General features: G+C 70.9%; 2 protein-coding genes. Both read left to right on the top strand.

Annotated elements, in window-relative coordinates; all coding sequences use genetic code 11:
* A partial coding sequence (locus tag AC1D1T_RS32645; protein ID WP_477829779.1) for an ABC transporter ATP-binding protein occupies positions 1–690 on the top strand: 690 nt, incomplete at its 5' end.
* A gap of 51 nt (positions 691–741) precedes the next feature.
* A partial coding sequence (locus tag AC1D1T_RS32650) for an extracellular solute-binding protein (protein ID WP_477993509.1) occupies positions 742–1,074 on the top strand: 333 nt, incomplete at its 3' end.

The following is a 1,074-nucleotide window of genomic DNA, read 5'->3' on the forward strand; positions in this document are numbered from 1 at the left end:
GGCCAGCGCCAGCGCGTGGCCATCGGCCGCGCGATCGTGCGCAAGCCGGGCGTGTTCCTGTTCGACGAGCCGCTGTCGAACCTGGATGCAGCGCTGCGCGTGCAGATGCGCGTGGAGCTCTCGCGCCTGCACCAGGAACTGAAGACCACGATGGTCTACGTGACGCATGACCAGGTGGAGGCGATGACGCTGGCCCACCGCATCGTCGTGCTCAACGCAGGCCGCATCGAGCAGGTGGGCACGCCGATGGAGCTGTACCACCGGCCGGTGAACCGCTTCGTCGCCGGCTTCATCGGCTCGCCGAAGATGAACTTCATCGGCGGCACGCTGACGGGCACCAACACGCAACTGGCCCACGTCGCGCTGGACGACGGCTCGGCGGTGACGGTGGCCGCCGATGCGGCCTCGGTCCCGGCCGGCTCCAAGGTCACCGTCGGCCTGCGCCCGGAGCACATCGAGGCGAGCACGCAGGCGCGCGAGGGCGCGATGCGCGCGCACGTGCAGCTGGCCGAGCACCTGGGCGACACCACCTACCTGCACGTGACGCTGACCGGCGCCACCGACGCGATGACGATCCGCACCGCCCCGGACAACCCGCTGAAGACCGGCGACACCGCATACCTCAGTTTCCCGCCGCAGCGCGGCTTTCTGTTCGACGACCAGGGGCGCACGCTCCCCGGCGCCGGCTGAAGGCGGCGCAGGCGTTCGACGGCCCACGAGGCCACCACAGGAGACACGACGATGAGCACCACCCGACGACTCCCTCTCGCAATGCTGGCCTCGGCCGCGGCGTTGGCCCTCGCAGGCACGCTGCCGCTCGCCGCGCACGCCGCCGAGCCCGGCAAGCTGCTGATCTGGATCAACGGCGACAAGGGCTACAACGGCCTGGCCAAGGTGGGCGAGGAGTTCACCGCCAAGACGGGGGTGCAGGTGGTGGTGGAGCACCCGGAGGACGCACCGAACAAGTTCCAGCAGGCCGCCGCGGCCGGCAAGGGCCCGGACATCTGGATCTGGCCGCACGACCGCATCGGCGAGTGGATCGCCGGCGGGCTGCTGCAGCCGGTGAGCCCGAGC

Source organism: Rhizobacter sp. P2_H3 (assembly GCF_056403355.1).